This window comes from Faecalibacterium sp. An58 (genome assembly GCF_002161515.1).
GTDB lineage: Bacteria > Bacillota > Clostridia > Oscillospirales > Ruminococcaceae > Faecalibacterium > Faecalibacterium avium.
On sequence record NZ_NFHX01000050.1, the window covers coordinates 1 to 6040 of the forward strand.

8 protein-coding genes are annotated in these 6040 nt (G+C 50.6%); 7 read left to right on the forward strand and 1 reads right to left on the reverse strand.

Annotation, left to right across the window (positions count from 1 at the left end; translation table 11 throughout):
- Positions 1-141: 141 nt before the first annotated feature.
- Positions 142-645 carry an exodeoxyribonuclease III gene (locus tag B5G12_RS13875; RefSeq protein WP_087325455.1) on the reverse strand — a complete coding sequence of 168 codons (504 nt, stop codon included), beginning with the start codon at positions 643-645 and terminating at the stop codon, positions 142-144.
- Positions 646-900: 255 nt separating this feature from the next.
- Here B5G12_RS13875 and B5G12_RS13880 point away from each other — a divergent pair, with 255 nt between their 5' ends.
- From B5G12_RS13880 to B5G12_RS13910, 7 genes are all read left to right on the forward strand, one after another.
- The gene (locus B5G12_RS13880) at positions 901-1305 is read left to right on the forward strand and encodes a helix-turn-helix domain-containing protein (RefSeq protein ID WP_242956060.1); all 405 of its coding nucleotides are present in this window, start codon (positions 901-903) and stop codon (positions 1303-1305) included.
- Positions 1306-1388: 83 nt separating this feature from the next.
- Positions 1389-2720 carry a helix-turn-helix domain-containing protein gene (locus B5G12_RS13885; protein WP_087325456.1) on the forward strand — a complete coding sequence of 444 codons (1332 nt, stop codon included), beginning with the start codon at positions 1389-1391 and terminating at the stop codon, positions 2718-2720.
- A gap of 320 nt (positions 2721-3040) precedes the next feature.
- Positions 3041-3253: a hypothetical protein gene (locus B5G12_RS13890; RefSeq protein ID WP_087325457.1), complete on the forward strand. Its 213-nt coding sequence runs from the start codon at positions 3041-3043 to the stop codon at positions 3251-3253.
- A gap of 332 nt (positions 3254-3585) precedes the next feature.
- Positions 3586-3873, forward strand: a complete 288-nt coding sequence (locus B5G12_RS13895) for a helix-turn-helix domain-containing protein (RefSeq protein WP_087325458.1) — start codon at positions 3586-3588, stop codon at positions 3871-3873.
- Positions 3874-4265: 392 nt separating this feature from the next.
- Entirely contained in the window at positions 4266-4511 is a 246-nt protein-coding gene (locus tag B5G12_RS13900) for a hypothetical protein (protein ID WP_204245697.1), read from the forward strand.
- Positions 4489-5511: a ParB N-terminal domain-containing protein gene (locus B5G12_RS13905; protein WP_087325459.1), complete on the forward strand. Its 1023-nt coding sequence runs from the start codon at positions 4489-4491 to the stop codon at positions 5509-5511. The genes B5G12_RS13900 and B5G12_RS13905 overlap by 23 nt, the downstream gene beginning before the upstream one ends.
- Positions 5508-6040: DUF6551 family protein (locus B5G12_RS13910; RefSeq protein ID WP_343286649.1), on the forward strand; the 533-nt coding region annotated here is incomplete at its 3' end. The genes B5G12_RS13905 and B5G12_RS13910, both read left to right, overlap by 4 nt.

The following is a 6040-nucleotide window of genomic DNA, read 5'->3' on the forward strand; positions in this document are numbered from 1 at the left end:
GCTACAGGAGCTGCCCAAACTGGGCGGAAATCCTTCTGAGGAACAACTGGCTCCACTGCTCCCCTGGGCCGAAAGCCTACCCGAGTATTGCAAACTCAAATAATTTTAACCGATTTGAGCTCCTTATGGGAGCTCTTTTCTTTATCCCTCACGGGGGATTATTGAGCGCTTACGTATATTTTCGGGGTAGATGTCGATACTCTCCCGCGCAACGTTGAAGTCCCCGCAGATAATAACAGGCTTGTCGTACAGCAGCTCATGCACATAGGCTTGAAGCGCGGCGTCCCATTCCCGGCGATAAGCGTGGCGGTAAAAGCTCTGCTGGGAGTTTGGCACATAGGCGTTGATCAGGTAGAAGCCCTGCAGCTCGGCGGTGATGGCGCGGCCCTCGGCAACATCGAAATCGTCGGTCAGGCCGCAATAGACGGAGAGCGGTTCCTCCCGCAGCAGCATGGCTGTGCCGGAATATTTGTCCCGGACACTGTGGTTCCAGTAGTGCCAGTACCCCTCCAGCACGACCGGCTCTGCCCGTGTGCGTATTTCCTGCAGGCAAATTACATCTGGCTGGTATTCCAGCAGCGGTCCAAAAGCGCCGCTTTTCAGGCACGATGGCAAGCCATTCAAGTTCCAGGACACAATCCGCATCACGATACCTCCTCGTTGATAGTAAAAACTTTTTAATCAATTATAACATCTTTGCCCACAGTCGTTCAATTCCGCTGTACCATTTTCTTTTCACTGATTGCTTCAAAAAAGTCGAAAATGTAAAAGTTTTGTACAGTTTTCTATTTTATTTTACCGAATTGCACTTATAGATGCAATAATGCACTCGCGGTTTGTTGCGTCAAATCGAGATTTCATCTATAATGTCTTCATCGGCATCAGACAGGGGTGATAAGATTGAAAGATGCAGCAGATGCAGTCAACTATGCAAGGATCGGCAAGCGGGTCAAACTGGCCCGCGTTGAAAAAGATTTGACCCAGGCTGGCCTGGCTCGCCTGGTCGGCTGCACCAACAATTATATCAGCCATATTGAGGTCGCACAGACCCGAGTCTCTCTTGGCGTGCTGATGCAGATCGCAAAGGTACTGGAAAAGGATCTGGATTTCTTTTTACTGGACACACCGTATGTCAGCAGAGCCAAGCGGATCGATCTTGAGATCGCCGATAAATTGAACAAATGCGACCCTCCCATGTTGCTCGCGGTGAGCAAAATACTGGACGCCCTGCTGGATTGTCAGCATACGCTCAGCACAGAACCGAAGGATACCCCAAGCGAAGCGCCGGTCGAAAAACCGGAATAGTTCCACAGCGCAAGGAACCTGCTGGTGTGCAGCAGACCTTGCGCTTTTTGTTTTTCTCCCACAGGGAAGGAGGTTCCCCGCCCATGCAAGAAAATGAAAAGACTCTTTTGGCTGGTGGTGCCGCCCGGCACCATGCACAACCTGACCAGATTCGCTACGCGCTGGACCTCGAAGCCGCCATGTCTGCGCTGGAGGCCAGGCTCAACGAAGAACGCATCTGCGAAAATGCCGTTTCCCATGTGATCCAGGCTATCCGGGATTTCTATGATGCGGATTGTGTGCTTGTGATTGCAGCAAGCCCACATTCCGCTATGCTGAGATGTATTGATAAGGTATATCGGGAAGGTTTTGTCACAAGCGTATTGGAAGGGTTGCTCATGCCGGGCACACCGGCGCTTATCCAGCAGATGATGCAGGCCAAATCAGTCACAGCGTGGGATCTGCATTCGCTATCTGAATTAAGCCCAAAAGCATACCAGGAAATGACAAGCGCTGGTATTGAGACAGTCCATACGGTCCCCTACGGCGTGCCCGGAGACGGCATACTTATCGTATGTAATACCAAGAGATATGCTTTTTGCAGCAGTTTTCTTCGCCTGGCTTCCTATGTGGTATCTGTTGAGCTGGCGGCACAGAGTAAGCCAGGAAAGACGGCGTATCCTTCTAGCAGCCAAGATACACCGTCAGGTCACGAAAATGAAGTATATGTCAAGCTGCTGGACGGTTTTGAACTACGCACCCATGCGGGTGTTGTCACAGAACAGACCATCGGGAGAAAGCAGGGGATCCTTTTTCTTGTGATCCTCCTGTTCCAAAAGGGAAGGCTGCTGCCGGCACAATCGCTGCTGCATTCTTTATGGAGTGATCCTGAGACATTGGATGATCCAGAGAGAGCGCTTAGAAATTTGAGTTACAATGTGCGAAAGAAGATTGAGCCGTTGTTTGCAGAGAATAATTTCCTGGAGATCCACAAGTCAGGTTATGCGATTAACCGCAGATACACGATAACAACGGACTTTGACCGCTTTGTGCTTCGCGTTCGGGAAGCAGACAAAATTTCAGACACTGCGTCTAAGCTGGAGCACTATATGGATGCGCTGGATTCTTTCCACGGTGTCGTACTGCCCCGGCACAGCGCTAAGGTCATTGCGAGGATCGTGAACCAGTATGACCGCAAGCGGATAGACGTTCAAAACGTATCCTTGTCGCTCATGTTTCTTTTGAAGCAGTTTGACAGGATGCACGACTTCATTGACCGCACTTCAGTATACAGAGGCTGGGACAGAGAACTTCACTACTGGGACATCAAGGCAAAGATGGGAATGCAGATGTTCGCAGAAGCAAGAGAAATTTTTCTGGCACATAAAGAAAAATTTTCTGCATTTCAAATCGACGAATTTGGCATACTTGCGTAGGTTTTTGCTTTGGTGCGATTTTGGTGTAAAAATGGTGTGATTTTGGTGCTTTTTTGGTGCGATTTTGGTGTAACTGTATGCTATAATAGACGTACAAGCACTGCCTTCCGCTAAAATATGCGTTCATACGATTGTTTTTGCACGCTAACGTTGAACAAATATCAGAAGGCGGCTTGGATGTGGACCGGCTTACAAGATGCCTATGCTCCGGCAAAGGGCAAAGGCATAAAATTTTAGGCCAGACACTTTATCGCGGCATTGTAATGAACAATGCTTTCTGCCCTCATTTGACATCATCCAACGATAAGGAGGTCAACACGATGTTCAGAGACATGCAAAAGGACTTACCCAAAGACTTGAATGTTTCCAGTTGTCCAAGATGCGGCACCCGCCTGATGCGCGGCAAAATCATTGTGACAGGGCTGCTCAAATGCTCGAAGTGCGACCGCCATTGGGTGATCCAAATGGAGAAGAACAAAGTCACCGTCACAAGGGCGTCTATTCATTTTGAAGCATTGGAGGAAATTTCCTGATTTTTGTGAACCTGTAAAACTGAATATGGAATGAGACATACCGTATCTGCGTCGGACTGGGAGATTGCCCTTAGGGACGGAATTCGGGAGTCAAAAGTTTGTTAGACAAGGACTGAACCGGCTATAGGCCGGACGAGACCGGCAGACGGAAGCGATTTCCTTTAGGGAAATTGCGGCTGTCTGCCGGCCTTTTTATTTGCTTTCTGGTTGTCGCTTCCGTCGCCCCACGGGAGTGACAGATGCGCCAGTATTGGGAAACGTACATTGCTAGATACCCCTGACCTTCAGATTTTGCACGTCAACACACACGTCAAAATCTGGAGGATAAACCTATGCGCTTTGATCCTGTTGAATGTGGAAAGAGAATCAAATCCCTGCGTGAGGAAAAAGGATATACTCAAGTACAACTTTCGGAGAAAGTTAGAATTAGTTTTGACCATTTAAGGGCAATCGAGCATGGCAGAAGAACTTGTTCTATTGAATTGTTAGTGGATTTGCATATTTTATTCGATGTGTCGTTGGATTATTTGATCCTTGGAAAAACTTCACAGTTGGACGCGGTTAAAACAGAATTGCAAAGAGCTGTTGAAATGATAGAGAAAGTTAAGCGTGAACTATAAAGAGTGTGACAATCTGTCACAGTAAACTGTGACAACCAGTCACTCCCGCAACGAAAACTTCTAAGGTATCATAGAGTCACAGCAAGGGCCTCCCTCAAACGGAGGGGCAAGCCCGAAACTGGTGGACCTTGAAAAGTGAATACCCAACCTTCTGGTACTTCCAGACAATGATACTTCCGTAACTCGCGGCCCGGCCACAAAGAAGGCGGGGCGGCTGAAATGCCGATGGAGCGGTGCAAATCCGCCGCCAGAAGGTTCCCAACCTCCCCGGGGCGTCGAGGACAAGTGGGGGAAGGAAATCCAAACAAGATTTCAGCCCGCCGGCTGGAAAACGCTTTCCGAACCGGTGGATTTTCCTATATTCACTATTTATAAAGAAACGGAGGTCAATGATGAGCCGTAGCTACACACGCAATCTCAACACCGCGTCCCTTATTACGCTCTGCCCGGTCTGTCTGCATTCCTTCCAGGATGCCAAGCGCACGACATTGCGCCGTGCCGACCTGCGCCAGCGGACCAAGGATGTATGCACCTACTGCCAGATCCGCTATGGGTTTGACTACTATGTCCAGCCTGCGGCTCACAGGGACTCGACCCGGAGGGAGGCCAAAGCCTATGCTGCGACAGCTGAAGATTGATCCGGAGTTCCAGAGCAAGATTCCGCCCCTGACTTTTGAGGAGCTGAATCTGCTGGAAACCAACATTTTGGAAGAAGGCAGAATCCTCAGCCCTCTGATCGTCTGGAACGGCCTGATCGTGGACGGCCACAACCGCTTTGCGATTCTGAAGAATCACCCCGAGATCAAGTACACCGTGTTGGAAAAGGAGTTTGACAACCGCTATGAAGCGATTGTCTGGATTTGCAAAAACCAGCTTGGCAGGAGAAATCTCAAGCCAGAACAGTTCAAATATTTGCTGGGACAACAGTATGAGGCGGAAAAACTTGCTACAAATTTTAACGGGAACCGCTTTACTTCAGGAGACGAAACTAGGTGTGGACAAAATGTCCACACCTACAAACCGGAGAGGACTGCTGAGCGAATTGCCCGCGAAAACAATACAAATGAGCGATATGTCCGCCGCGCAGGTCAATTTTCAAAAGGTGTAGATGCGGCAGAAGAAGTGTCTCCTGGCATCAAGCAGGAGATACTTACCGGGAGTATCAAACCTACGGAACGGGCGGTGGCCGCCATTGCCAAGGCTTCGCTGGAGGAACGCCCCGCCCTGGTCGCTGAACTCTGCAAGCCAAAAGAGCAGAAAAAGGCAGGCAAAAAGGAGAAGGTGGTATCCCCCAAAATCGAGACGAAAGCCACTGAAACTGAGGCCCTGAAAGATGTCGGGCCGACAGAGCTTCTTGCAGAACCACTGTCCGAGCCTGCAGTACCTGCGCCGGTGAAAATCGACAATAAGCAGCTGCTGGAAATCGCGGCCAGCCGGTATCACGCCAAGCGCCGGGCCACCGGCAGCGATATGCTGTGCGAGATCGAAGTTGCAGCGGACAACCTGAAGCAGCGGTGGGAGCAGACCTTCCAGTATTACCCCGACCTTTTTACCGAACCTGACAATCGGGCCGCGGTGGCCAAGATCGCCCAGAGCCTGATGGATTACCTAAAAGAAGTGGAGGAACGAACTGAATGAAACTGAGAACCTATCCTTATAAAGAAATCGCCATCAACAGCGCCTTTTTGGAGATTCCCGCTGAGTACCAGCGCAAACTGCAAATGAGCAAGGTCAAGCAGATGGTGGCCGAATTTAATGGCATCGTAGTCAACCCGCCCAAGGTCAGCTACCGGGAAGGGCGCTACATCGTGATTGACGGCCAGCACACCATCGTGGGCCTTAAGGTTCTGAACGGCGGCGAAGACTTGTCCATCGTCTGCCGAGTCTACACCGGTCTGACCAAAGAGGAAGAAGCCCTTGTGTTTGCCCAGCAAACCGGCGCATCCACGCCCCTCTCCGCAGGCGCAAAGCTGCGGGCTAAATTGGTGGGCCAAGACGCCGAGGCCCACGCTTTCCTGGCCGCCACCGAAGCGGCAGGTTTGCAGCTCGGCACCGACCATGTCCGCGCAAGCCACAAGATCATCTGCGTCAGCACCGCCCTCAAGGAGTTCCAGCAGTACGGCCCGGATATTTACACCGAGGGACTGCGGGCCATCGTTGATGCTTG